Origin of the sequence: Streptomyces sp. NPDC001717, from assembly GCF_042892775.1 — a bacterium.
Lineage (GTDB): Bacteria > Actinomycetota > Actinomycetes > Streptomycetales > Streptomycetaceae > Streptomyces.
Genome location: NZ_JBIAUK010000001.1, coordinates 471335 through 496005, shown reverse-complemented (window position 1 = coordinate 496005; position 24671 = coordinate 471335). Strand labels below are relative to the sequence as shown.

General features: G+C 71.3%; 25 protein-coding genes. 11 read left to right on the top strand and 14 right to left on the bottom strand.

Annotated features, from left to right (window positions below):
• Window positions 1–180 precede the first annotated feature (180 nt).
• The 6 genes from ACFYZL_RS02505 to ACFYZL_RS02480 all read left to right on the top strand — a co-directional run bounded on the left by ACFYZL_RS02505 (window position 181) and on the right by ACFYZL_RS02480 (window position 4569).
• Entirely contained in the window at window positions 181–1161 is a 981-nt protein-coding gene (locus tag ACFYZL_RS02505) for a hypothetical protein (RefSeq protein ID WP_384744689.1), read from the top strand.
• 75 nt (window positions 1162–1236) lie between these two features.
• Window positions 1237–1875, top strand: coding sequence for a class F sortase (locus ACFYZL_RS02500; RefSeq protein ID WP_384744688.1), 639 nt, complete (start codon window positions 1237–1239; stop codon window positions 1873–1875).
• 86 nt (window positions 1876–1961) lie between these two features.
• Window positions 1962–2882, top strand: coding sequence for a hypothetical protein (locus ACFYZL_RS02495; RefSeq protein ID WP_384744687.1), 921 nt, complete (start codon window positions 1962–1964; stop codon window positions 2880–2882).
• A gap of 125 nt (window positions 2883–3007) precedes the next feature.
• Complete coding sequence (locus ACFYZL_RS02490; protein ID WP_384744686.1) at window positions 3008–3616, top strand: PH domain-containing protein; 609 nt, start codon at window positions 3008–3010, stop codon at window positions 3614–3616.
• 130 nt (window positions 3617–3746) lie between these two features.
• On the top strand, window positions 3747–4331 hold the full coding sequence (locus tag ACFYZL_RS02485; RefSeq protein ID WP_384744685.1) for a VanZ family protein: 585 nt from the start codon (window positions 3747–3749) through the stop codon (window positions 4329–4331).
• 37 nt (window positions 4332–4368) lie between these two features.
• Complete coding sequence (locus tag ACFYZL_RS02480; RefSeq protein ID WP_384744684.1) at window positions 4369–4569, top strand: PspC domain-containing protein; 201 nt, start codon at window positions 4369–4371, stop codon at window positions 4567–4569.
• A gap of 25 nt (window positions 4570–4594) precedes the next feature.
• Here the strand turns inward: ACFYZL_RS02480 and ACFYZL_RS02475 are convergent, their stop codons facing one another.
• The 3 genes from ACFYZL_RS02475 to ACFYZL_RS02465 form a co-directional block, all read right to left on the bottom strand.
• Window positions 4595–5335, bottom strand: a complete 741-nt coding sequence (locus tag ACFYZL_RS02475) for a hypothetical protein (protein WP_384744682.1) — start codon at window positions 5333–5335, stop codon at window positions 4595–4597.
• A gap of 123 nt (window positions 5336–5458) precedes the next feature.
• The gene (locus ACFYZL_RS02470; RefSeq protein ID WP_376657552.1) at window positions 5459–5722 is read right to left on the bottom strand and encodes a hypothetical protein; all 264 of its coding nucleotides are present in this window, start codon (window positions 5720–5722) and stop codon (window positions 5459–5461) included.
• A gap of 139 nt (window positions 5723–5861) precedes the next feature.
• Window positions 5862–7010, bottom strand: coding sequence for an adenosine deaminase (locus tag ACFYZL_RS02465; protein WP_384744681.1), 1149 nt, complete (start codon window positions 7008–7010; stop codon window positions 5862–5864).
• Window positions 7011–7124: 114 nt separating this feature from the next.
• On the opposite strand from ACFYZL_RS02465, the gene ACFYZL_RS02460 reads away from it, so the two are divergent.
• On the top strand, window positions 7125–7847 hold the full coding sequence (locus ACFYZL_RS02460) for an alpha/beta hydrolase (protein ID WP_384744679.1): 723 nt from the start codon (window positions 7125–7127) through the stop codon (window positions 7845–7847).
• A gap of 73 nt (window positions 7848–7920) precedes the next feature.
• Window positions 7921–8292 (top strand): cupin domain-containing protein, encoded by a 372-nt coding sequence (locus ACFYZL_RS02455; protein ID WP_384744677.1) that lies wholly within the window; start codon window positions 7921–7923, stop codon window positions 8290–8292.
• On the opposite strand, the gene ACFYZL_RS02450 is transcribed toward ACFYZL_RS02455, so the two are convergent.
• The gene (locus ACFYZL_RS02450) at window positions 8268–9533 is read right to left on the bottom strand and encodes an ATP-grasp domain-containing protein (RefSeq protein WP_388675361.1); all 1266 of its coding nucleotides are present in this window, start codon (window positions 9531–9533) and stop codon (window positions 8268–8270) included. The two genes, ACFYZL_RS02455 and ACFYZL_RS02450, sit on opposite strands and share 25 nt — an antisense overlap.
• 137 nt (window positions 9534–9670) lie before the next feature.
• Here ACFYZL_RS02450 and ACFYZL_RS02445 point away from each other — a divergent pair, with 137 nt between their 5' ends.
• The gene (locus tag ACFYZL_RS02445; RefSeq protein ID WP_388675358.1) at window positions 9671–10735 is read left to right on the top strand and encodes a LuxR C-terminal-related transcriptional regulator; all 1065 of its coding nucleotides are present in this window, start codon (window positions 9671–9673) and stop codon (window positions 10733–10735) included.
• A gap of 44 nt (window positions 10736–10779) precedes the next feature.
• On the opposite strand, the gene ACFYZL_RS02440 is transcribed toward ACFYZL_RS02445, so the two are convergent.
• Window positions 10780–11781 carry a LysR family transcriptional regulator gene (locus ACFYZL_RS02440; RefSeq protein ID WP_388675355.1) on the bottom strand — a complete coding sequence of 334 codons (1002 nt, stop codon included), beginning with the start codon at window positions 11779–11781 and terminating at the stop codon, window positions 10780–10782.
• Window positions 11782–11879: 98 nt separating this feature from the next.
• Between ACFYZL_RS02440 and ACFYZL_RS02435 the strand changes: the two genes are divergently transcribed.
• Together ACFYZL_RS02435 and ACFYZL_RS02430 are read left to right on the top strand one after the other, a co-directional pair.
• Window positions 11880–13178 (top strand): MFS transporter, encoded by a 1299-nt coding sequence (locus tag ACFYZL_RS02435; RefSeq protein ID WP_384744671.1) that lies wholly within the window; start codon window positions 11880–11882, stop codon window positions 13176–13178.
• A 115-nt stretch (window positions 13179–13293) separates the two neighbouring features.
• Complete coding sequence (locus tag ACFYZL_RS02430; protein ID WP_384744669.1) at window positions 13294–14280, top strand: sigma-70 family RNA polymerase sigma factor; 987 nt, start codon at window positions 13294–13296, stop codon at window positions 14278–14280.
• A gap of 68 nt (window positions 14281–14348) precedes the next feature.
• Here ACFYZL_RS02430 and ACFYZL_RS02425 read toward each other — a convergent pair whose 3' ends face one another.
• From ACFYZL_RS02425 to ACFYZL_RS02385, 9 genes are all read right to left on the bottom strand, one after another.
• Window positions 14349–16139 carry an FG-GAP-like repeat-containing protein gene (locus tag ACFYZL_RS02425; RefSeq protein ID WP_388675351.1) on the bottom strand — a complete coding sequence of 597 codons (1791 nt, stop codon included), beginning with the start codon at window positions 16137–16139 and terminating at the stop codon, window positions 14349–14351.
• Between the two features lie 323 nt (window positions 16140–16462).
• Window positions 16463–16768, bottom strand: coding sequence for an STAS domain-containing protein (locus tag ACFYZL_RS02420; RefSeq protein ID WP_384744720.1), 306 nt, complete (start codon window positions 16766–16768; stop codon window positions 16463–16465).
• A 60-nt stretch (window positions 16769–16828) separates the two neighbouring features.
• Complete coding sequence (locus ACFYZL_RS02415; protein WP_388675348.1) at window positions 16829–17425, bottom strand: Uma2 family endonuclease; 597 nt, start codon at window positions 17423–17425, stop codon at window positions 16829–16831.
• Window positions 17426–17521: 96 nt separating this feature from the next.
• Complete coding sequence (locus ACFYZL_RS02410) at window positions 17522–18799, bottom strand: thymidine phosphorylase (RefSeq protein ID WP_388675345.1); 1278 nt, start codon at window positions 18797–18799, stop codon at window positions 17522–17524.
• Window positions 18800–18886: 87 nt separating this feature from the next.
• Window positions 18887–19285 (bottom strand): cytidine deaminase, encoded by a 399-nt coding sequence (locus ACFYZL_RS02405; protein WP_384744664.1) that lies wholly within the window; start codon window positions 19283–19285, stop codon window positions 18887–18889.
• Complete coding sequence (locus ACFYZL_RS02400) at window positions 19282–20547, bottom strand: ABC transporter permease (protein ID WP_384744662.1); 1266 nt, start codon at window positions 20545–20547, stop codon at window positions 19282–19284. Before ACFYZL_RS02400 ends, ACFYZL_RS02405 begins: the two co-directional genes overlap by 4 nt.
• Entirely contained in the window at window positions 20544–21659 is a 1116-nt protein-coding gene (locus tag ACFYZL_RS02395) for an ABC transporter permease (protein ID WP_384744660.1), read from the bottom strand. The genes ACFYZL_RS02400 and ACFYZL_RS02395 overlap by 4 nt, the downstream gene beginning before the upstream one ends.
• Window positions 21656–23260 (bottom strand): ABC transporter ATP-binding protein, encoded by a 1605-nt coding sequence (locus ACFYZL_RS02390; protein WP_384744719.1) that lies wholly within the window; start codon window positions 23258–23260, stop codon window positions 21656–21658. Before ACFYZL_RS02390 ends, ACFYZL_RS02395 begins: the two co-directional genes overlap by 4 nt.
• 216 nt (window positions 23261–23476) lie before the next feature.
• On the bottom strand, window positions 23477–24532 hold the full coding sequence (locus ACFYZL_RS02385) for a BMP family protein (protein ID WP_384744658.1): 1056 nt from the start codon (window positions 24530–24532) through the stop codon (window positions 23477–23479).
• Window positions 24533–24671: the final 139 nt, after the last annotated feature.

Here is a 24671-nt window from a genome sequence, read left to right as displayed (position 1 = left end):
ACCGCTGACCTCCGCTTTTCCTGTTACACAGCACGGACAGGAACCTCATCCTCCGATCAAACAAGATCCGTAAATTTCTCTTCAGCAGCCCGCCACACCTGACCCGGTGAACTCGACCGAACAGACTCAACGCGGCATGCGACTCTCCTCCACTTCCTCACCCACGCTTCAGGAGTCGTTATGCGTTCCGCCCTCGCCCTCCGCACCTCGCTCGTCACGGCCGTCGCCGCCGGCATGCTCCTCGCGCCGGCCGCCACCGCGGCCTTCGCCGCCCCGAGCCAGGCGCCGACCTCGACGTTCGCCTCCACCGGTGACAACAGCCGGTACGAGGGACAGCCGGTGTACATCGGCGAGGGCCTGGTCGCGGTGCTGCGCAACAAGGCCGAGGGCCCCGAGGCCTGGATCCGCGCCGTCCCCAAGGACTGGAAGCAGGGCGACGACTACATGACCCGGGTCCTGTCCCTGCTGAACCGCAAGCAGACCAGCGCCACGGTCAACGGCTACCGGCTGGAACTGCTGAGCGCCGCGACGGCCAACCCCGTCCTGAAGGTCACCCACGCCGGCACCTCCCGGTCCTTCCCGCTGCCCAAGGGTGAGGCCGTCCCCACCACCTCGTGCGTCTCGGACGTCAAGAAGGTCCAGGTGGGCGCCGGCATGACCGCCGACCTGACCATGTCCCCGAAGGGCCCGAAGGCCGTCATGCACGACGCCGACCCGGCCTCCGACTGGTCGAAGACGCTGGACCGCACGCACCCCAAGGGCTCGGACGACTACTACCTGCGCATCGTGAACCCGAGCGGCGCCAAGCCGGTCTTCGAGTGGAAGACCCAGGGCGGCGTGGGCGTCCCGGTCGGCAAGACCGCCTTCCCCGCGCTCCCCAAGGGCTGCAAGCTCGACTACAAGGTCGTCGAGGAGGGGTCCGGGAACCCCGAGCCGAAGCCGTCCACCACCCCGGCGGGCACCCCGGCCGCCCCCAAGGCGCAGACCGCGGGTCAGACCAAGGTCGTCCCGCAGGGCGCGGTGGCCGCCGGCGCCGAGCTCCCCGTCGAGACCGTCGCGGACTCCGACGACACCACCACCCTGGCCGCCGGCGCCGGACTGGTCGCGATCTGCGCCGCGCTGGGTGCGACCCTGCTGCGTCGCCGCCGCAACCACGGCTGACCGAACCGCTTCCCTCTGCCTCCCACGGCGGGCCGCCCCATCGGCGGCCCGCCGTACCCGTTTCAGGAGTTCCCCATGGCCCGTCCCGCCCTCCGTGTCGCCCGCGGCCCGGTCCTCGCCGTCGTCGTCACCCTCGCCGCCCTGGCCGGCGCCACCGGCTGCGGGGCCCCGGCGCCCGGGAAGCCCGCGACCCCGGCGCCGTACGTCTCCCCGGCGTCCTCCCCCGCGGCGACCCCGGCACCCGCCGCGACCGCCGCCCCCCTGCCCGCCTCGGAGCCCGTCCGGGTGCGGATCCCCTCGGCCGGGGTGGACGCCTCCCCCGTGCTGAAACTGGGGCTGGCCGGCGACGGCACGGTCGAAGTGCCCTCCGTGGCCGACGGGGACAAGATCGGCTGGTACACGAAGGGCGTCACGCCCGGGGAAACCGGTCCCGCCGTACTGATCGGGCACTTCGACACCGCGCGGGGCCCCGCCGTACTCAAGGACGTCTCCAAGGTCCACACCGGTGACGACATCACCGTCTCCCGTGCGGACGGCAGCACCGCCGTATTCCGCGTCCGGGCATTGGAACAGGTCGACAAGAAGAACTTCCCGACCGCCAAGGTCTACGGCGACACCACCCGCCCCGAGCTGCGCGTCATCACCTGCGGCGGCGAAATCACCGAGGGCCACCGGCCGGACAACATCATCCTGTACGCCGACCTCGTCAACTGACGCGACGAAGGAATTCCCGCGTCCGGATCCGGTTACGCGGCATGCGGCTCTCCGTCCTTTGTCTCATTCTGTTTCCAGGAGTCGTCATGCGTACCGCCGTTCGTTCCGCCATCGCCACCGCCGTCATCGTCGGTGCCCTCCTCGCCCCGGCCGCGGGCGCCGCGTACGCTGCCGGGTCTTCGGCCGCGCCGGCCGCGGCCACCGCCTCGACCGATTTCACCGACGGCCTCGAAGGGGCGGTCCCGGTGGACATCGCCCCGCGCGTGGCCGCTGTCCCGGGGTACTCGGCCAAGGGTCCGGAGGCCCGGATCCTGTCCATCGTCGACGTGCACCTGGCGCTGGTCGACGACGGGAAGGGCGGGGCCGCCCTCACGGTGACCCTGAACGGCCGGACCGGGCGTTTCCCGCTGCCGAAGCGCGCTCCCGCCCCCTGCGTCTCGGAGGTCGAGGAGGTCCAGGTGGGCGCCGGCATGATCGCCGACCTGACCATGTCCCCGAAGGGCCCGAAGGCGGTCGTGCACGGCTCCGCCCCGGGCGACACCTGGTCGCAGACCCTGGACCGTACGCACCCGAAGGGCGGGGACGCCTTCTACGTGCGCATCGTGAACCCGAGCGGCGCCAAGCCGGTCTTCGAGTGGAAGACCCAGGGCGGCGAGGGCGTCCCGGTCGGCAAGACCGCCTTCCCCGCGCTCCCCAAGGGCTGCGAGCTCGACTACGAGGTCGTCGAGGAGCAGTCGCCGGCGCCCGCGCCGAAGCCGTCCGCCACCACCCCGGCCACCACCACCCCGGCCGGCCCCGCCCCCGAGCCGCAGACGGCCGGCCGGACCTCCGTCGTGCCGAAGGGCGGCGTCGCGGCCGGTGCCGAGCTTCCCGTCGAAACCGTCGCGGACACCGCGGACACGGCGGACGCCGCCGACGCCGCCACCGTGGCGGCCGGTGCCGGTCTGCTCGCGGGCCTCGCCGCCATCGGCACGGTCGCCCTGCGCCGGCGCCGCAACCACGGCTGACCTGGTACGACTCTCACGCCAAGCCTTCGGCGGGCCGTCCTCGCGGCGGCCCGCCGTTGCCGTTCCGGGAGCTCACCCCGGCGCCGATCTCGTGGGGTGAGACGGCGTGGGGCAGAATCGACCGCATGAGCAGCCAGCAGCCCCCTGATGAACCGGTGTACGCGGACCGCGTCTACCGCTCCCCCATGTCCGTGGTCACCGGCGTGCTGCTGCTGGCGCTGGCCGTCTGGCTGTGCGTGGACGCGGTGGTCCGCGGCAGGGGGAACACCCCGTGGATCGCGCTCGCCATCGGGCTGCTCGCCGTGCCCCTGATCGTGGCGTTCACGGTCCGCCCGGCCGTCTTCGCCAATGAAGACCGGCTGCGCGTGCGGAACCCCTTCCGGGTCATCGAGCTGCCCTGGGCGTCCGTGGACGCGGTGCGCGCCGGGTACTCGGCGGAGGTGCTGGCCGAGGGATCGAAGTTCCAGCTGTGGTCGGTGCCCGTATCGCTGCGGGAGCGCAAGCGCGCGAACCGGCGTTCGTCCCGTGCCTCCGAGGACAAGACCGCCGCGCCGGCCGCCGCCCCGCAGCGGGCCCGGGCCGACCAGGTCGTCGACGAGCTGCGGGAACTCGCGGAGCGCGGGGCCTCGCGGCCCGGCGCCCAGGGCTCCGTACGGGTGCAGTGGTCGTACGAGATCATCGCGCCGGCCGTGGCCGGAGCGGTCCTGCTGATCGTGCTGATCGCCCTGCGCTGAGCCCGCGCGCCGCGAGCGGCACGTGACGCGCGTTCGTCCGCTCGGATTCTCATACGTTTTCTCATCTGTTCCTCAGCCGGCCCACCCCACCGGCGGAACCGCCCCTGCCGCATGGCGCGTCCTCGCAGGTGTGCAGCGCAATGAGGCCGGCGAAAGCACCGGCACCGCCCCCGCCGTCTCCCTTCGGCTCCGGCTCCTGGCCGCGGCCCTGCTGGCCGCGCACCTCCTGGTCGTCGGCTGGCTGACCCTCCGCCCCCTCGACGTGCCGTGGGCCGCGGCCGCCAATCTGAGCCCCCTGGAGGGGATCAGGGCGGCCTTCGCGGCCGGGCCCCTCGAAGGTGCCCGGCGGCTCGGGGAGGGGCTGGCCCTGCTGGCCCCGCTCGGGGTGCTGTTGCCGCTGGTCAGCGGGCGGCTCGCGCCGTCGGCGCTGTCCGCGTGGTCCTCGCTGGTGCGTACCACCGCGGCGGGCGCGCTGGTCTCGACGAGCATCGTGATGTTCCAGACCGCCGTCCCCGGACAGGTCGTCGACGTGGACTCGGTGCTGCTGAACACGGTCGGCGTGGTGCTGGCGCACCTGGCCGTCGTACCGGCGCTGCGGGCGCGGGCGCGGGTGCGCCGCTCACGCGCCGCTTATCAGGGGGCGACCCCGAAAATTACCAGGGTCGGGCTCGGCCCTTGGACCGACGTCCTGTCGGCGGTTCCCCGGGAGTATTGAGACATCGCAATCGAGCGATCCCGACGAAGGAGAACCCATGAGCGCCATTGTCCGCCCCCGTAACGGCCGAATGATCGGTGGAGTGTGCGCGGGGCTGGCGCGCCGCTTCGGAATCAAGGCGAACACGATGCGCGTCATATTCGTCGTCTCGTGCCTGCTGCCCGGTCCGCAGTTCCTGATCTACCTGGCGCTCTGGCTGCTGCTGCCGAACGAGAAGCCCGCGTCCACCGCCTGGTAGCGGACGCGGGTGGACCCGGGAGGGGTCAGGCGGCGTGCTTGATCTTCTCCAGTTGTTTGTCCGCCACTTCCTGCGGCACCCGCACCTGCTTCTGGCCGGAGGCCACGTCGAGGGCCATCAGCCGCACGATGGTGTCGCCCTCGCGCACGACGACGAGGTGGACCTGGGCGGAGACGCCCTGGCCGGCCGCGGTCGTGGTCCAGCTGACGCTCTCGTCTCCGGCGGTGCGGTAGTCGGCGGCCCGTACGTCGCGGTAGCCGGCCGTCTGCTTCTCGACGGTGGCGGAGAAGCCCGAACCGCAGGCGGCCACGGCGGCCTTGAGCCGGGCGATCAGGGCCTTGGCGTCGCTCTCGGCGTAGGAGCTGACGGAGGCGGAGACGGCGAGTCCGAGCTGCTTCTGGGATCCGATGCCGCGGTTGACGGTCTGGCGCGCGGCCGGGTCCGGCTTGTCGCCCATGATGTCGGCGAGCGGCTGGCAGGGCTTCTTGTCGGCCTGGGGCTGACCGTCCGGGGCGTTCGGGTTCTTGCCCTGGGCGGAGATCTGGTAGCCGGCCAGATCACCCTGTTCCAGCGCGGACCGCTCCAGTCTGCTCCCGCCGCTCTTGGCCGGGGCGGAGCCCGCCGGGGTGGGGGCGGAGGCCGACGCCGCGGGGGACCCCTTCGGGTCCGGGGCCTTGCCGCCCGCGGGGGTGTCCGTACTGCTGCATCCCACGGCCGCGAACAGCAGGGCGGGGAGCAGCGCGACCGTCGTCGCTCGTGCCTTCATGCGCATGATCGGAACCTCATACCCCGTACCTGGGTGGGCAGTTGGCGATGATCGTGGCATACGACGCGGCGTGGCGCCCACCCGCTCGAAGGGGTGTGCGCCACGGGTACGCGCGTACGGAAATCAGGCGCCGAGACCGCTCGTCGGCAGACCGCCGAGCAGGCCGGTCACCGGGCCGAGCGCGGCCGCCGGGTCGCTGGACTGCTGACCTTCCTCCGCGCCCATGTGCTGCTGGCTGGTGAGGCCCTGGACGGCGGTGGTGGCGGTGCCCAGCGTGTCGGTGAGGCCGACGGCCGGCACGGCGGCCGAGGCGGTGCCCGCGGCGACTGCGGCGAAGGCGGCACCGAGGGCGGCGACACCGAGGGTCTTGGCAGCTGACTGCTTCATGAAGAATCGTCCTTGCGACGGGGAATTGGGCGGCTCCGCAAACTAGTCACTTCAAACCCCGGCCCGCAAACATCCTTAAATACGAGAAAGCGCCCGGGAATTGCTCCTCCCGGGCGCTTTCGGTACGTCAAGCCATGGCCTACGCCAGGACGGAACCGCTGGTGGAGGCGGTCTGCTGGAAGAGCCACTCGGACTTCAGCTCCGCGTAGCCCGGCTTGATCACCTCGTTGATCATGGCCAGTCGTTCATCGAAAGGAATGAACGCGGACTTCATGGCATTGACGGTGAACCACTGCATGTCGTCCAGGGAGTACCCGAAGGCGTCGACCAGGTGCTCGAACTCGCGGCTCATGCTGGTGCCGCTCATCAGGCGGTTGTCGGTGTTGACGGTGAGCCTGAAGTGCAGCTTCCGCAGCAGACCGATCGGGTGCTCGCCGTACGAGGCGGCCGCGGCCGTCTGCAGGTTCGAGGTCGGGCACATCTCCAGGGGGATGCGCTTGTCCCGGACGTACGAGGCCAGCCGGCCCAGCGTCACGGAGCCGTCCTCGGCGACCTCGATGTCGTCGATGATCCGCACGCCGTGACCGAGGCGGTCGGCGCCGCACCACTGCAGGGCCTGCCAGATCGACGGCAGGCCGAAGGCCTCGCCCGCGTGGATGGTGAAGTGGTTGTTCTCGCGCTTGAGGTACTCGAAGGCGTCGAGGTGGCGGGTGGGAGGGAACCCGGCCTCGGCACCGGCGATGTCGAAGCCGACCACGCCGTGGTCGCGGTAGCGGTTGGCCAGCTCCGCGATCTCCAGCGCGCGGGCGGCGTGGCGCATCGCGGTGAGCAGGGCGCCGACGCGGATGCGGTGGCCGTTGGCCTTGGCGCGGCGCTCGCCCTCGCGGAAGCCCTCGTTCACGGCCTCGACGACCTCTTCGAGGGTCAGCCCCTTCTCCAGGTGCTGCTCGGGGGCGTAGCGGATCTCGGCGTACACGACGCCGTCCTCGGCCAGGTCCTCGGCGCATTCCGCGGCGACCCGGTAGAGGGCCTCCTTGGTCTGCATGACCGCGCAGGTGTGCGCGAAGGTCTCCAGGTAGCGGGGCAGGGAGCCGGAGTCGGCGGCTTCGCGGAACCAGACGCCGAGCTTGTCGGCGTCGGTCTCCGGCAGGTTCTCGTAGCCGACCTCGCGGGCCAGCTCGATGATGGTCCCGGGGCGCAGGCCTCCGTCGAGGTGATCGTGCAGGAGCACCTTCGGGGAGCGGCGGATCTGGTCCGGGGTCGGCAGGGTGGGGGTCTCGCTCGTCATCTGGGCACTCTAGCTCCTACGCGCGTAGAGCGGGATGCCGACGGCGTCCGCCGATATGTAACAGTGACCGCGCGGACGGATGGCGTACACCTGAAGGTCTGAGACTGTTCCGCCATGGCACAGCATGCGCCGCCGGCGCGCGGGGCCCGTCTGGGACGGGTGGCCGGCGCGAACGGCTCGGTATCGACGGTCAGTGGTGTGGTGCTCCTGCTTCCGGGGGCGTCCAGATTGTTCCCCGGTCCGCTGCGCCCGCTCGCGCGGGCGCTGGCCCGGGCGGGTGCGACGAACGGGCTGGTGGCGCACACCGTCGTACACGGTGGCCAGGCGTCCCGGGAGGAGCAGGCCCGGTGGGCCGCGGACGAGGTGGGGCGACGGTACGGGGACGTGCCGGTGTGCCTGGCCGGATACGACGCGGGAGGGCTGACGGCGCTGCGGGCGGCGGGGCACGAGGCCGTCAACTCCGTTCTGGCGATGGCCCCTTCGTTACACGAGGCGGCCGACACCGACTCCCCTGAACCGGTGAAACAACTGTCGGGGCGGCAGGTCCTGATCGTCCACGGCACCAACGACGCGCGCAGCGATCCGGAGTGTTCGTTCCGGCTGGCGGCGCGGGCGAAGAAGGCGAATCGTTCTACCTGCCGGTTCGAAGTGCACTCGGACGGGCACGGGCTGCGCGAGCACCAGGCGGAGGTGGTGGCGCTGGCCGTGGACTTCGTCCTGGGCGCCCTGGGCCCGGGCCGCTACTCCCGCCCGGTGACGGACGCCCTCGCCGCTCCCCCGCCGCTGGGCCTGCGGATGCCGCTGGCCTCCGGGTTCGGGCGGTCGCTGAGAGGGTGAGCGGGCCGGATGCCCCGGGCGTACCGTGAGGAATGGACTCGGGGTGCTCACCTCTCCCGGAGGGCGATCGACCATGGGCGGATTGCTGCACAAGAACTTCGACGAGCCGGACGAGACTCGACCGTTCGAGGCCAAGACGGGCAGGCTGGACCTGTTCAACACCGAGGGCGGCGCCGTGGGGCGCGCGGTCTTCGAGCCCGGCTGGCGGTGGTCGATGCACGTCAAGCCGATCGCGGGCACGGACAGCTGCCAGTCCGCCCACACCGGGTACGTGGTGAGCGGGCGCATGAAGATCGTCATGGACGACGGGGAGAGCGGCGAGATCGGCCCCGGCGACTTCATCCAAATCGCGCCCGGGCACGACGCGTGGGTACTGGGAGACGAGCCCTGCGTCGCGCTGGACTGGACCGGTTACGTCGACTACGCGAGGCCCGCGTCCGGCTGACGCGTCCGCCGGGTCGGCGGGCCCTGGCTCGGACCCTGGCCGAGGAGCGTGACCGCGCGGTCCAGGGTGCGGGCGAGGCCGTCCGCCGTGGGGCCGGTGGCGAGGACGTACGCGTGGTGCAGCGCGCCCGTCGGGGCGCGGCGCACCACCGTGCCCGGCGGGATCTCCAGCTGCACCCGGACCACGCCGGGCACGCACCGGGCGGCGGCGAGCCCGGGGCGGCCGCCGCCGGGGAGCGGGCCGGGCGGGAAGTCCACGTAACGCAGCCCGGCGTGGGTGGCGCGCGGGCTGTGCGGCGGGGCGGGCAGGCCCAGCCCGGAGGCCAGGGCCAGGCCGAGGACGTCGGTGCCGTTGCCGAGGCGGAGCAGCCGGGCGAGTTCCTCGCCGCCGGGGCGGGCGTGCGCCTCGACGAGGCGGGGGCCGTGCGCGGTGAGGACGACCTCGGTGTGGGAGGGGCCGTCGCGGTGGCCGGCGAGGTCGAGGACCCCGCGTACGAAGGCGCGCACGGCGCGGTCGGTCGCGGGGTCGAGGGCGACGGGCAGGTCGTGGCCGGCGGCGGTCAGGCCCGGGCCCGGGCCGGTGCGGCGGCGGGCCCAGCCGAGGATGCGGTGGCGGCCGCCGCGGGAGAGGGCCTCGACGGTGAGCTCGGGGCCTTCGAGGTACTCCTCGACGAGGAGGTCGGTGACCTCGGGGTAGCCATGGGCGGCGGCGCGGGCCTCGGCCTCGTCGTGGACGAGCCGGACCCCCTCGCCGTCGCTGCCCGCACGGGGCTTGATGACGCAGGGGTAACCGATGAGGGTGGTGACGAAGGGGAGGGTGTCGGAGCGGCCGCAGCGGGCGAAGGAGACGGGCCGGGTCGGGTGCAGGGCATTGGAGCGGGCGCGCAGGGCGGCCTTGTCCATGAGGGTGGTGACGGCCGAGGTGGGAGTGCCGCGCAGTCCGAGGGCCTCGTTGGCGCGGGCGGCGGCGAGGGCCCCGGCGGCGTCGAAGCCGAACACGGCGGCGCGACCGCGGCGGACGGCCTCCATGCGGCCTAAGGCCCCGATGAGGTGGCCGTGGTCGCGCCAGTCCGTCCGTATCCGCCGCTCCGCCCCCTCACGGTCGGTGGACACCGATGGAACCGGCGCGACCACCACGGTGTGCGCACCCGCACGGCGGGCGGCCGCCACCACGGCTGGTCGCGGGCTCAGCAGGACGGCGACGGGCCCCCGTCCCCCGTCGGGCGTCCATTGCTGCCGCATGCCGCGCTCCCCCCTCACGCCGTCCTGCCACTGTGCCTCTTCGGCATATGCCGAATGCGTCGGGACTGGGGTCGTCTTGCCGCCTTGCGGGAACACGAGGGGTTTACAGATCATCGCGTACAGGGACGAATAGGCGTATGCGACCCGATGAAGCCGGAGCGACCGGGGGAGACGGTGAGCCCGGGCCACCCGGGGAGCTCAGCCCCGCCGCGCGGCGCCTGTACGCGTACGCGGTCGAGCGGCACTCCTTTGACGCCGCGGAGGCCACGGGGGCGCTGGGTGTGCGCGCGGCCACCGCGATCACCGAGTTGGCCGCCGCGCACCTGCTCCAGCGCGCCCCGGGCGCCGGCCCCGAGCGGTGGAGCGCGGTGGCTCCCCGGGCGGCGGCGGCCCGGGCGCTGGCCCCGCTGGCACTGCTCGTACGGGAGACCCACGACGAGATGGACCGGCTGCGGGGGCGGTTGGAGGCGCTGGTGCCGGCGTACGAGGCGGGGACCGCGCACCGGGACCTGAGCACTTCCGGGCGCCTGGAGCTGGTCACGGACCTGGGGGCGGTGCGGGGGCTGATCACGGAGCTGGTCGCGGCGTGCGACCGGGAACTGCTGACCTCGCAGCCGGGCGGCGGCCGGCCGTTGGAGACCCTGGAGGAGGCGATCGGGCGGGACGAGTCGCTGCTGGCGCGCGGGGTCCGGATGCGGACGATCTACCAGCACACGGCGCGCTACTCGCGGCCCACGGCGGCGTACGTGGAACGGGTGACGGCGCTGGGCGCGCAGGTGCGGACGCTGGGCGACGGCCTGATGCGGATGTTGGTGTTCGACGGGCACACGGGCCTGATGTCGGTTCCGGAGCGGAGCGGGGCGGCGCTGGTGGTGCGGGAGCCGAACGTCGTCCACTTCATGACGGCGGCGTTCGAGCGGTCGTGGCTGGGCGCGGAGCCGTTCCCGACGTCGGTGAGCCCGGATGCCGCCCGGTCCATCTCGGACGAGCTGCGGCAGACGATCGTACGGCTGCTGTCGGAGGGCCTGGAGGACAAGGTGATCGCGCGCCGGCTGGGCATGTCGGAGCGGACCTGCCAGCGGCACATCGCCGAGATCATGCGAGCGGTGGGCGCCAAGTCCCGCTTCCAGGCCGGGTACTTGCTGGGGCCTCCGGCCGTGCCGGCTGCACCCGCTCCGCCGGATCCGGGGGCCGGGTCGTAGCCGGGCTGCGCCCGGACCCGGGGCTCCGCCCCGGACCCCGCGCCTCAAACGCCGGCGGGGCTGGCTTCCGCTGCCGCCGTCCGCCCGGCGCGGCTGGGCGACGACGCCTGGGCAGGTGGCTCAAGTTCCGGGATCAGGCGGCCCCGGCGGGAGAGCAGGAAGCGTTTGAACTCGGCCACCGGGGGTGTGTCGGGGTGGCCGTCGAGCCAGGCGACGCCGATCTCGCGGACCGCGCGCGGGGCGGTGACCGTCAGTTCTACGACGCCGGGGCGGGCCACGGCCGGCGGGGGCAGGAGGGCCACGCCCAGGCCCGCGGCGACCAGGCCGCGCAGGGTTTCGGCCTCCTCGCCCTCGAAGGCGACCCGGGGGGCGAAGCCGGCTTCCGCACAGAGGTCGTCGGTGATGCGGCGCAGGCCGTAGCCGGGTTCCAGGGTGACGAAGGTTTCCTCCGCGGCCTCGGCCAGGCGGATGCGCTTGCGGCCGGCGAGGCGGTGGTCGTCGGGGACGACGAGGCGCAGGCGCTGTTCGTCGAGGCGGCGGCCGACGAGGTCGGGGGCCTCGGGGACGGGTGAGGTCAGGCAGAGGTCGAGCTCGCCGGAGCGCAGCTTCTCCAGCATGGCCTCGCCGTAGTTCTGGACGAGGGAGAAGCGGATCCGCGGGTGGTCGGCGCGGAAGGCGCGGATGAGGCCGGGTACGGTCTCGGAGCCCAGGGTGTGCAGGAAGCCGAAGGCGACCTTGCCGTAGGTCGGGTCGGCGTCCTGCTGGACGGATTCGGCGGCGCGGGCGATGCCGTCGAGGGCCTGTTCGGCGGAGGCCAGGAAGGTGCGGCCGGCGGTGGTGAGGGCGACGGTGCGGCCCTTGCGGGCGAACAGCGTGACGCCCAGGTCCTGTTCGAGGCGGACCATCGCCCGCGAGAGGGTGGACTGCGGGACGCCCAGTTCGTGGGCGGCGCGGGTGACGTGCTCGTGCCGGGCGACGGCCGCGAAGTACGCGAGGCGCGGGGCCAGCAGTTGTGTCACGGACAAGTCTTCTTCGTAACGGTTCATCGACGTGCGCCGCCCTGAGCTGTGCTGATGCATGAGTGGATTGATTATCGCGATTCTGTGCATTGGACGCATGAAAAGGACGGGCCTACCGTCGAAGCATGCCTCCCGCTCATACCGGGGCATCCGTCACCACGGGTGCCTCCACCCCGTCGTCCCCCGCGCCTCTGGATCAGACGCGCGAAGCCCTCTCCCCCGGCCGGCCCGGCTACCGCCGGATGAGCCTCGCGCTCTTCGCCGCCGGACTCGCGACCTTCGCCCTCCTCTACTCCACCCAGGCACTGCTGCCCGCGATCTCCGCCGGTTTCGGCGTGACGGCGGGTCAGGCCAGCTGGACGGTGTCGGCGGCCACCGGGGCGCTCGCCCTGTTCGTCCTGCCGCTCAGTGCGCTGTCCGAGCGCTTCGGGCGGACCCGGATGATGACCTGCTCGATGGTCGTGGCGGTGGGTGTCGCCCTGCTGATCCCGCTCGCTCCGAACCTGGAGTGGCTGATCGGTCTGCGTGCCGTCCAGGGCGCGGCGATCGCCGGGATCCCGGCCTCCGCGATGGCGTACCTCGCGGAGGAGGTCAAGCCGAAGGCGCTGGTCGCCGCGATCGGCCTGTTCGTGGCGGGCAATTCGATCGGCGGCATGAGCGGCCGCCTCGTCACCGGCTGGGCCGCACAGCTGTGGGGCTGGCGGGCCGGGCTGGGGGCCGTCGCGCTGATGTCGCTGGCCTGCGCGGTGGCGTTCCTGGTGCTGCTGCCGCGGGCACGGTTCTTCCGGCCGGCGTCGCTGAACCCGCGTGCGGTGGGTCGTACGGTCGCCGGCCACCTGCGGGATCCGCTGCTGCTGCGGCTGTACGGGATCGGCGCGCTGTTCATGACCGTCTTCGGCGCGGTGTACACCGTCATCGGCTACCGCCTGGTCGAGGAGCCGTTCTCCCTCGGGCAGGGCGTGATCGGGTCGATCTTCCTGATCTACCTGGTCGGTACGGTCTCCTCGGCGGCCGCCGGGCAGTTGGTGGCCCGGACCGGGCGGCGCGGTGCGCTGTACCTGGCGGTGACCACCACCGCGCTGGGGCTGCTGCTGTCGCTGTCGGATTCGCTGGCCGCGATCCTGGCCGGGCTGGTCCTGATCACGGCGGGCTTCTTCGCGGGCCACGCGGTGGCTTCCTCGGCGGTGAGCCGGACGGCGAAGACGGGCCGGGCGCAGGCCTCCGCCCTGTACCAGTCGGCGTACTACCTGGGCTCCAGCGCGGGCGGCACGCTGGGTGCGCTCGCCTACCACTCGGCGGGCTGGGCGGCCACGGTCGGCATCGCGCTGCTGGCGGTGCTCGGCGTCGTGTCGATCACCCTGTACGGGTCGCACGCGGCCCGCGCCGAGCGGCGCCTGCCGGGAGCCGCGGTCGCCGCGCGCTGAGACGCGTCGAGACGGGTCGGGACACGCCCGAACGGTCCATGGGGCCGTTCGGGCTGCCGTTGTCAGAGCCCTCGGGTAGTTTCCGAAGTACCGGATGCACCAGGGGGAAGACACCATGAGCGAGCTGGCGACGACACCGCAGGACCTCGATCTCGACGCGGCGATGGACCGGTACCGGGTGGAGCTCACCGGCTACTGCTACCGGATGCTGGGGTCCTCCTTCGACGCCGAGGACGCCGTGCAGGACACGTACGTCCGGGCCTGGCGCGGTTACGAGAAGTTCGAGGGCCGCTCGTCGCTGCGGTCGTGGCTGTACCGGATCGCCACGAACGTGTGCCTGGACCTGCTGAACGCGGGGAACAAGCGGGCCCGCCCGATGGATCTGACCGCTCCGCAGCACCAGGCCTCCGCCGTGCTCAACGAGCGCTCCGAGGTGACGTGGCTGGAGCCGGTCCCGGACGGCCGGGTGCTGCCCCAGACCGCCGACCCGGCGGAGATGGCCCTGGCGAAGGAATCCGTGCGCCTGGCGTTCGTCGCGGCGCTGCAGCACCTGCCGGCGAAGCAGCGGGCCGTGCTGATCCTGCGCGAGGTGCTGGCCTGGAAGGCCGACGAGGTCGCCACCCTGCTGGAGACCACGGTGGCCTCGGTGAACAGCGCCCTGCAGCGGGCCCGGGCGACGCTGGCCTCGCACGGGATCCGCGACACCGATCCGGCGGACCCGCTGGACGCGGACCAGGCGAAGCTGCTGGAGCAGTACCTGTCCGCCTTCGAGGCCTACGACATCTCGCGGCTGACCACGCTGCTGCACGAGGACGCGGTGCTGTCGATGCCGCCGTTCGACCTGTGGCTGCGGGGCCACGCCGACATCGCGGCGTGGCACCTGAACCAGGGCATCGGCTGCAAGGGTTCGCGCCTGGTCCCGACGACGGCGAACGGCATGCCGGCCTTCGGCCAGTACCGTCCGGCCGCCTCGGGCACGGGCCACGTGCCGTGGGCGCTCCAGGTCCTGGAGATCTCGGACGGCAAGATCGTCGGCCTCAACGCCTTCCTGGACACCGCCCGCTGGTTCCCGCTGTTCGGCCTTCCGGAGGAGCTCGCGTAGGACGACCGGCCGTGACGTCGTGAGCCCCCTGGTGGTGTGCCAGGGGGCTCACGTGTGTGCGGGGGGTGTCAGACGGTGCAGCCGACTCCGATGGTGGGGTTGGTGCAGGTGTTCCTGCCGGGACCACCGTTGTTGGTGTTGGTACCGGTGCCGCCGTTGAGGGTGTCGTTGCCCGCTTCGCCGAACAGCGAGTCGTTGCCGGCGTTGCCGCTGATGGTGTCCTTGCCGTCGCCACCGAGGAGGGTGTCGTCATTGTCGTTGCCACTGATGGTGTCGTTGCCGTCAGCGCCCTCGATGCGATCGTTGCCGGTGCCGCCCATCAGGAGGTCGTTGCCCGGCCCGCCGCAGATGAGGTCGTCACCACCGAGGCCGTTGACCGTGTCGTTGCCACGGAGAGCGAAGATCACGTCGTTGCCGGGGGTGCCCACGAGGTTGTCCGCGCGGTCGGTGCCGACGATCGTGGGGGTGGCGGTGGCACAGGTCAGCGGGTTCACGACCTGGTTGACGGTGTTGCTGGTGGAGGGCTCGTACGTGGTGTTCCCGCCGTAGACGGCGGTGATGGCGTGGGTGCCCACGGTCAGGGTGCTGACGGGGAGCGAGGCCGTGCCGGTGCCGTCGAGGGCGTCGATGCCCAGGGTGGTCGCGCCGTCCTTGAAGGTGACCGTGCCGGTCGGGGTGCCCGCGCCACCGCTCACCGTGGCGGTGAAGGTCACCGTCTGGCCGACCGTGGACGGGTTGAGCGAGGAGACCAACGCGGTGGTCGAGGGGGCCCTGACCCGCAGCAGCACCGACACGTTGTTGCTGCCGGCGTTCGCGGTGGCCAGGTCGGGGAAGGAGTCGCCGTTCAGGTCTCCCACCGCCAGTCCGGTGGGCTGGATGGCGCCCACCGAGTGGTCCTCGGCAGCGCCGAACGTGCCGCCCCCGGTGTTCGGCAGCACCGACACGGTGCCGCCGCCCTCGTTCGTCACGACGAGATCGGGGTCGCCGACGTTGTCGAGTTGGGCCACCGCCACGGTGAACGGCATGTCACCCACGGCGTGGGGCGATCCGGCAGCCTGGGCGAACGTGCCGGAGCCGTTGTTGAGCAGCACCGTCACGTTGTCGCTGTCGAGGTTCGCAACGGCAAGGTCGGGCCCGTTGACGCCGTCGAGGTTGCCCACCGCCACCGAGAACGGGTTGTCGCCGACGCCGTAGTCCGTGCGTGTTCCGAACGTGCCGCCCCCGGTGTTCGGCAGCACCGAGACACTGTCGCTCCCCGAGTTCGCGGTGGCGAGGTCCGGATTGCCGTCACCGTTGAAGTCGCCCACCGCGACCCAGAACGGGGTGGTGCCCACGGTGTGGTTCACGGCCGCGCCGAACCCGCCGGACCCGTTGTTCAGCAGAACCGACACGTTGTCGCTGCCGGCGTTCGCGACGGCCAGGTCGGGGCCGTTGACGCCGTCGAAGTTGCCCACCGCCACGGAGACCGGTACATCGCCCACCCCGAAGTCCGTACGCGTCGGGAACGAGCCCGTCCCGTCGCCCAGGAGCACCGACACGTCGTCATCAACCGCGTTCGCCACGATGAGGTCGGCCTTGCCGTCACCGTTGACGTCGGCGACGGCCACCCCGACCGGCAACTGGCCCACGGTGAAGTTCGTAGCCGTGCCGTAGGTGCCCGAGCCGCTGTTCAGGAGCACCGACACGTTGTTGCTGTTCGGGTTCGCGGAGACGAGGTCGAGGCCGTTGACGCCGTCGAAGTCGCCCACCGCCACCGACTGCGGGGCGCTGCCGACGGGGTAGGTGACCGGCGGGGCGAAGTCCTGGGCGTGGGCCGCCGGAGCGGCGAGCAGCGCGGTGAGGAACACCGCGCCGGTCACCCCGGCCAGGACGCCCTTGCGTCTGCGGCGAGCGGCAGGATCCCCGCCCCGCCTACCGGACCCGGTGGTTGTGGTTGCACGGCGGACCGACAGCTTCATCACGCGGCACCTTCGCATTCACGGCTGGCCGGCCGGGAACACCGCAGCGTGAGCCACGCCGTGCACCCCGACACATGGACAGAGCGGTGGCGGGCGTGCGGAGGCGGGCGGGCGTGAGCCGTCGCCCCTCCAGCAGCCCGGCAATGCAGCACTCTGACACCACTGCCGATGCGTGCAGGTCGGCGCCACGGCGCCCTGCGCCCGGATCCACTCGGAAGGCCGCCCTACTCCTGGGCCCCGACCGGCGGTTCCCTCTGCTCGGGCTCTCCGAGCAGCTCGACGAGGCCGGCGAGGTCCAGTAGCGCGCGGTAGGCGGACCCCACGCCGGTCACGGTGAGGGTCCCGCCGTGCGTCCGGGCGGTCAGCCCCAGCCGGGCCAGGACCTCCACCGCCGCCAGTCCCGGGGCGGTGACGGCGCCGGCGTCGCACTCCACCGTGCGCGCCCCGTCCTCGTACAGCCGGGCCAGGCGGGCGCACAGCGCGGCCGCGTCACGCTCGTTCGGGCTGGGTCCGGGCAGCGCCAGTCGCATGATCTCCACGAGGGGTTGACCCCCACCCCCGTGGAAACTCATCGGTGCGGACGTCAGTTGTCAAGGCACCGGGAAGTCCGAGGTGTCCAGGTGGAAGTCGAAGGGGGCCGGGATGTGAAACGTCTCGCCGAACTTCCCGGACTCCAAGACCCGGTAGACGCCTTCCTTGGGCTCTCCGTAAAGGGTGATCGTGGGGCCCCCGGGAGCGAAGGCGTCGACAAGCAGGTACAAGGGCACACCAGCAAGCGCGTAGCCCCCGGGCTTGACCATGCGGTCGTGCCTGCTGCTCGACTTCGAGGTGATCTCGGCGACCAGCTCCGCCGCTGCCGCCGGGATGAAGTGCTCATCTTCCGCATCGAGGACGAGCGCGCTGGGCACGACCACCAGGTCGGGAATGTACATGCCGCTCTTGGACGGAATGGCCACCGCCTGTGTCTGGTAGATGTGCCACTCCTCGGGCACCACCCCGTGCAATGCACGATGCACCACAGCTGCGATGTAGTTGTGCCTGTTGGCAGGTGCCGGCGTCACGGTGATGATCCCCTCGATGATCTCCACCTTGCAGCCCTCTGGCCAATCCGTCTCCTTCCAGAGACCGACCAGCCTGTCCCAGTCGTCACCGCTCGGAGGCTGGTGCTCGACTGCGAGTGCGCTCATGGTGTGCTCCTCAGCTGGTTCGTCACCGATCCCAGCATGCCGAACGGGACCGGCGGGGGTCCACCGGTCCCGTTCATCCGAAAGGGAAGCCGCAGGTCAGGCGATGCGGTCCAGCACGATCGGCGTGGCGGAGAACGCCGTGCCGGCCGGGGCGATGTCGTACGTGCCCTCCAGGGAGGCCAGGGCGTACTCGAACTTCTCCGGGGTGTCCGTGTGCAGCGTCATCAGCGGCTGACCGGCGGTCACGGTGTCGCCCGGCTTCGCGTGCAGCTCGATGCCCGCCCCCGCCTGCACCGGGTCCTCCTTGCGCGCGCGGCCGGCGCCCAGGCGCCAGGCGCCGACGCCCACGCCGTAGGCGTCCAGGCGGGTCAGGACGCCCGACTCGGGGGCGGTGACGACGTGCTGCTCGCGGGCGACCGGCAGGGCCGCGTCCGGGTCGCCGCCCTGGGCCGCGATCATCCGGCGCCAGTGGTCCATCGCGGAGCCGTCGGCCAGGGCCTTCGCCGGGTCGGCGTCCTTGATGCCGGCGGCCTCCAGCATCTCCTTGGCCAGGGCGATGGTCAGCTCCACGACGTCCGCGGGGCCGCCGCCGGCCAGGACCTCGACCGACTCGCGGACTTCGAGGGCGTTGCCGGCGGTCAGGCCGAGCGGGGTGGACATGTCGGTGAGCAGGGCGACCGTCTTGACGCCGGAGTCGGTGCCGAGGCCGACCATGGTGCGGGCCAGCTCGCGGGCGTCCTCGATGTTCTTCATGAAGGCGCCGGAGCCGACCTTCACGTCCAGGACGAGGGAGCCCGTGCCCTCGGCGATCTTCTTGGACATGATCGAGGAGGCGATCAGCGGGATGGCCTCGACCGTGCCGGTGACGTCGCGCAGGGCGTAGAGCTTCTTGTCCGCCGGGGCCAGTCCGTCGCCCGCCGCGCAGATGACCGCGCCGGTCGTGTCGAGGACGTGCATCATCTCCTCGTTGGAGAGCAGCGCGCGCCAGCCGGGGATGGACTCCAGCTTGTCGAGGGTGCCGCCGGTGTGGCCGAGGCCGCGGCCGGACAGCTGCGGCACGGCCGCGCCGCAGGCGGCGACGAGCGGGGCCAGCGGCAGGGTGATCTTGTCCCCGACGCCGCCGGTGGAGTGCTTGTCGGCGGTCGGGCGGGACAGCGCGTCGAAGTCCATGCGCTCGCCGGAGGCGATCATCGCGGCGGTCCAGCGGGCGATCTCGGTGCGGTTCATGCCGTTGAGCAGGATGGCCATCGCCAGCGCCGACATCTGCTCGTCGGCGACGATGCCGCGGGTGTACGCGTCGATGACCCAGTCGATCTGCTCGGGGCTCAGCTCGCCGCGGTCCCGCTTGGTACGGATGACGGAGATGACGTCCATGTGGTGCTTCCTTCTACGCGCATAGAGAGAGGGGGTTGCGGAAGTACGACGGCCCTCCGCCCAGGGGGTGGAGGGCCGTCGGCACGGTTATCTCAAGTGATCGGGCCCGAAGGCCTGCGGCAGCATCTCCGCCAGCGGGAGGATCCCCTTCGGGGTTTCCACCAGCAGGTCCGGGCCGCCGAATTCGAAGAGCAGCTGTCGGCAGCGGCCGCACGGGACGAGGATCTCGCCCCGGCCGTCGACGCAGGTGAAGTGCGTCAGCCGGCCGCCGCCGGTCGCCTGGAGGGAGGAGACCAGTCCGCACTCGGCGCACAGGCCGAGGCCGTAGCTCGCGTTCTCCACGTTGCAGCCGACGACCGTCCTGCCGTCGTCGACCCGTGCGGCGACGCCGACCGGGAAGCCCGAGTAGGGGGCGTACGCCCGGGACATGGCGTCCCGGGCGGCCTCGCGCAGGGCGTCCCAGTCGACGGTGGGCGCCGACGTCACTTGCCCTCGCCCTTGCGGTACGGCATGCCGTCCGCCTTGGGCATGCGCAGGCGCTGCGAGGACAGGGCGAGGACCAGCAGCGTGGTCACGTACGGGGCCGCGTCCACGAACTGGCTGGGCACCTGGTCGGTCAGCGCGTACCAGGCGGACAGCCCGCCGGCGCAGGCCAGCGCGATGGCGGCCTGGAAGTGCTTGCGCTTGTACAGCTGCCAGACGCAGACCAGCACCAGCACGATCGCGAGGAGCAGCAGCATCGCGTGGACGTTCGTGGCGCCACCGCGCAGCTTGAGGCCGTCGATGTAGCCGAACATGCCCGCGCCCAGCGCCATGCCGCCCGGCATCCAGTTACCGAAGATCATCGCGGCGAGACCGATGTAGCCGCGGCCGCCGGTCTGGCCCTCCTGGTAGATCGGGCTGGCGACGATCGACAGGAACGCGCCGCCGAGGCCGGCGAGGCCACCGGAGACGATCACGGCGATGTACTTGTACTTGTACACGTTGACGCCGAGGGACTCCGCGGCGGTCGGGTTCTCACCGCAGGAGCGCAGGCGCAGGCCGAAGGCGGTGCGCCACAGGACCCACCAGGTTCCCGGGACCAGCAGCAGGGCGACGACGGTCAGCAGCGACAGCTCGGTGACCAGGCCGCCGATGACGCCGGCGAGGTCCGAGACGAAGAACCAGTGCTTGGCCTGGAGGTCGGACATCCAGTCCGACAACCCCGGCACCGTGATCTTGTAGATCGGCTCGACCTGCGGCGACTGCTTCGAGGAGCCGCCCGGCGCCTCGGCGAAGGTGAAGTTCGACAGGTACTGGGTGAAGCCCAGGGCCAGGATGTTGACCGCCACACCGGAGACGATGTGGTTGACGTTGAAGGTGACCGTGATGATCGCGTGCAGCAGGCCGCCGATGGCGCCGCCGACGATGCCGGCGATGACGCCCGTCCAGGGGCCCCACTGGTAGCCGGCCCAGGCACCGAACCAGGTGCCGAGGATCATCATGCCTTCGAGGCCGATGTTGACGACGCCCGCCCGCTCGGCCCACAGACCGCCGAGGCCGGCGAGGCCGATCGGCACGGCGAGCGAGAGGGCGCCGGAGACCTGACCGACGGAGGTCAGGTCGTTCGCGCCGCTGATCAGGCGGACCACCGAGACCAGCGCGAGGGCGCCGGCGATGATCAGCATGATCCACGGGAGGGTGAGCTTCTTGCGGCCGGCCGACTTCTTCGGGGCGGCGGCCGTCGCGGAAACGGTGCTGGTGCTCACGCCGCGACCTCCTTCTCGGTCTTGATGGCGTGGCCCGCGGCCAGTTCCTCGCCGACCTTCTGCTGCTGGCGGCGGATGCCGTAACGGCGGATGAGCTCGTAGGAGACGACGACCGCGATCACGATCAGGCCCTTCATGATCGTGCCGATCTCCTTCGCGTAACCGGCCTGGTCGAGCGAGGCCGAGGCCTTGTCGATGAAGGCCATCAGGAACGCGGCGAAGAAGATGCCGACCGGGTTGTTGCGGCCGAGCAGCGCGATGGTGATGCCGGTGAAGCCGACACCGGTCGGGAAGGCCAGGTTGTACGTGTGGGTCTCGCCCAGGAGCTGCGGCATGCCCGCGAGGCCGGCGACCGCACCGGAGATGAGCATCGCCGTGATGATCATCTTCTTGGCGTCGACGCCGGAGGCCTGCGCGGCGGACTCGCTGGCGCCGGTGGCGCGCAGGTCGAAGCCGAAGCGGGTCCGGTTGAGCGTGAACCAGTAGACGATGCCGAGGGCGAAGGCCACGAAGGTGAAGCCGTAGATCTCCAGCCCCTCGCCGAGGTCCACGGCCGGGAACCAGCCGGACTGGGCGATGTCGCCGGTCGTCAGGTCGTTGGAGCCCGCCGGCTGGACGCCGAGGTTCTTCGTCAGCATCAGCCAGGCGATCAGGGCGGTCGCGATGGCGTTCAGCATGATCGTCGAGACGACCTCGCTCACGCCGCGCTTGGCCTTGAGGACACCGGCGATGCCGGACCAGAAGGCACCGACGAGCATCGCCACGAGGATGATCAGCAGCAGGTGCAGCGGGCCCGGCAGGGTCACGGCCGCGCCGACCACGGCGGACAGCATCGCCGCGAGGCGGTACTGGCCGTCGACGCCGATGTTGAAGAGGTTCATGCGGAAGCCGATGGCCACGGCCATGGCCGCCAGGTAGTACGTACCGGCCTGGTTGACGATGAGGACCTGGACGTCCTCGTAACCGGCGTTCTCCACCATCAGGCGCAGCGGCTCGATCGGGTCGATGCCCGTCGCGGCCAGCACGATCATGGTCAGGAGGAAGGCGCTGAGGAGCGCCGCCACGGGCCCGGCGATGCCGAGGATCAGCCGGTCCTTGTCGAATTTCTTCATCGGGCCTCGTCCTCCGGGGCATCGGTACCGGCCTCGGTACCGGCGGCGGAGTGGTTGTCGGTTGCTTCCAGGTGGCCGGAGGCGGCACCCGTCATGGCGGTGCCGAGGGCCTCCGGGGTCACGGTCGCCGGGTCGGCCTCCGCCACCAGGCGACCCCGGTAGATCACGCGCAGGGTGTCGGACAGACCGATGAGCTCGTCCAGGTCCGCGGAGATCAGCAGGACGGCCAGACCCTCGCGGCGGGCCTCGCGGATCGCGTCCCAGATCTGCGCCTGCGCGCCGACGTCCACACCGCGGGTGGGGTGGGCGGCGATGAGGAACTTCGGATTGTGGCTCATCTCGCGGCCGACGATCAGCTTCTGCTGGTTGCCGCCGGAGAGCGAGGCCGCGGTCACGTCGATGCCGGGCGTGCGGACGTCGTACTCGACGACGATCCGCGCGGTGTCCTTGCGGGCGGCCTTGGTGTCGAGGATGCCGCGCTTGGAGTTGGGCGCCTCGGTGACGTGGCCGAGGATGCGGTTCTCCCACAGCGGGGCGTCCAGCAGCAGGCCGTGGCGGTGGCGGTCCTCGGGGATGTAGCCGATGCCGTCGACCCGGCGCTTGCGGGTCGGGGCGGTGGAGATGTCCGTCCCGTCCAGAGTGATCGTTCCGCCGTCGGGGATGCTCATGCCCATGAGGGCCTCGATGAGCTCCGTCTGGCCGTTGCCCTCGACGCCGGCGATGCCGAGCACCTCACCCTTGTGGATGGTGAAGTCGATGCCGGCGAGCACCTCGCGGACGATGCCGTCCGGGTCGGTGGCGGCCAGGCGCAGGCCGTCGACCTGGAGCATCGGCGTCGTGGTCACCGTGGACTCGCGGGTCTCGGGCGAGGGCAGCTCGGAGCCGACCATCAGCTCGGCGAGCTGCTTGGTGGTGGCGGTCTTCGGGTCGGCGGTGCCGACGGTGGTGCCGCGCCGGATGACGGTGATGTCGTCGGCGACCTTCAGGACCTCGCCCAGCTTGTGCGAGATGAAGATGACGGTCAGGCCCTCGGCCTTGAGCTCGCGCAGGTTGTCGAAGAGCGCGTCCACTTCCTGCGGCACGAGCACGGCGGTCGGCTCGTCCAGGATGAGGATCTTGGCGCCGCGGTAGAGGACCTTGAGGATCTCCACGCGCTGCCGGTCGGCCACACCGAGGTCCTCGACCAGGGCGTCGGGACGCACGCCGAGGCCGTACGCGTCCGAGATCTCCTTGATCTTCTTGCGGGCCTTGGCGCCGATGCCGTACAGCTTCTCGCCGCCGAGGACCACGTTCTCCAGGACGGTGAGGTTGTCGGCGAGCATGAAGTGCTGGTGCACCATGCCGATGCCGCGGGCGATGGCGTCGCCGGGGCTGGCGAAGGAGACCTGCTCCCCGTCGATGGCGATGGTGCCCTCGTCCGGCTTCTGCATGCCGTAGAGGATCTTCATCAGGGTCGACTTGCCGGCGCCGTTCTCGCCGATCAAGGCATGGACCGTGCCCTTGCGGACGGTGATCGCGATGTCCTTGTTGGCGACGACGCCGGGGAAGCGCTTGGTGATGCCGTGCAGTTCTACGGCGGGGGGCGGGCTGGACGCGTTGATGACGCACTCTCCTTGGCGCGGAAGGAGCGGAAGGCAGGAGGACAGGGCGGGGAGTGAAAGTATCGCGTCCACGATGCTTCTACGCGCGTAGCACTGTCAGAAGTGAAAACTTGCGGCCAACTGGCCACGAGCCCCACAGAACGCGGCTCGGGGCCCGGGAGCGGATGAGACCACTGCCCGGACCCCGGAGACCACGACTACATGTCAGGAACGGCCTTACGGGGCGGTCTTGACGGTGATCTTCTTGGCGATGATGTCGGCCTTGGCCTTCTCCACCGCGGCGACGACGTCCGTCATCTCCTTGTACTTCGGGTTGGAGTCGGCCAGGCCGACGCCGTCCTTGTCCAGGCCGTAGCGGATCTCACCGGTGGTCGGCTTGCCGTCCTTGACCGACTTGATCAGGTTGAAGACGGAGTCCGAGACGTCCTTGGTGACCGAGGTCAGGATGGCGTCCTTGTACTTCGCCAGACCGGCCTGGTTGTACTGGTCGGAGTCGACGCCGATGGCCCACTTGCCCTTGGCCGAAGCGGCCTCGATGGCACCGGAACCCGCGAGACCGGCGGCGGCGTAGACCACGTCGGCGCCCTGGTCGATCTGACCCTGCGCGGCGGCCTTGCCGAGGTCGGGCTTCGAGAAGCCGTCGAAGTTCGGGGGCTGGGTCAGGTACTGGACCAGGACCTTGGCGTTCGGGTTGGTGTCCTTGACGCCCTGCGCGAAGCCCGCCTCGAACTTCTTGATCAGCGGAACCTCGACACCGCCGATGAAGCCGACCGTGCCGGTCTTGGAGGCCTTGGCGGCGGCGACGCCGGCCAGGTAGGAGCCCTGCTCCTCGTTGAAGACGAGGTTGGCGATGTTCGGGCCGGTCACCGAGGTGTCGTCGATGATGCCGAAGGTGGTCTTCGGGAACTTCGGCGCGACCTTCTTGATGGCCGGGGCGTAGGAGAAGCCGACGCCGATGACCGGGTTGTTGCCCTTGCGGGCCAGCTCGGTGAGGCGCTGGACCTTGTCGGCCTCGCCCTCGCCGTCGGTGGGCTCGGCCTCGGAGGTCTTGACCTGGAGGTCGGTCTTCGCCTTCTCCATGCCGGCGAAGGCGGCGTCGTTGAACGACTGGTCGCCGCGGCCGCCGATGTCGTACGCGATGGCGACGCTCTCGGCCTGCGACGTGCTGTCGGAGGAGGTGTCAGACGACTTCTTACCGCCACAGGCGGTGGCCGAGAGGGCCAGCGCCGCGGACGCGATGCCCACGGTGGCGATCCTGGTGATCCGGCGCAAGGGGAGGCTCCTTCAAAACCTGACCGAAGCGCCACGACCGGCGCTGGTTTCGCGGCGATCGTAACGCGCGTAGATGTCAGTTAAAGGCCCGTTCATGAGTCGTTATCGGATCGTCGCGAATCAGACAGTGACCGATCGG